Source organism: Streptomyces beijiangensis (genome assembly GCF_017315755.1).
In the GTDB taxonomy this organism is placed as follows: domain Bacteria; phylum Actinomycetota; class Actinomycetes; order Streptomycetales; family Streptomycetaceae; genus Streptomyces; species Streptomyces beijiangensis.
In genome coordinates this window covers 1-361 of sequence record NZ_JAFLRJ010001623.1, presented here as the reverse complement: position 1 = coordinate 361, position 361 = coordinate 1, and the positions used below count along the sequence as shown (strand labels likewise).

1 protein-coding gene is annotated in these 361 nt (G+C 70.4%); it reads left to right on the top strand.

All coding sequences use genetic code 11. The annotated features are described in order from the left end of the window. Nucleotides 1–167 precede the first annotated feature (167 nt). On the top strand, nucleotides 168–361 hold a 194-nt coding region (locus J0695_RS42950; RefSeq protein ID WP_206970210.1), incomplete at its 3' end, for a hypothetical protein.

Below are 361 nucleotides of genomic sequence, written 5' to 3'. Positions count from 1 at the left end.
CCGTTCCTGAGCCACGGCCGACACCACACCGACGTACTCATGGGCGAGGAGACCGCGCTCGTCCGCCCGTACGTGCTGGCCAGCGAGGCACGCGCGCGGCACCGCTCGACGGCCGCGCCCTGCCCGCCCTTCGTCGGTCCCTGGTTTGTCTCGGCGGGTGACCGCTGATGCCGCCTCGCCAACAGCCCCACACCCCACGGGCGGGAGCCGACTCCTACCGGTCGAGCTCCTGCCGGATCGGTACTCACCACGCCTGCGCGGAGTCGTCCCCGGTCACCGCACCGGTCGACGTACCGGTGATCTACGAGTCCTGCGACTGCTCGTGCCACACGATTGCCCATCGCGAAGTACCGACGGAAAC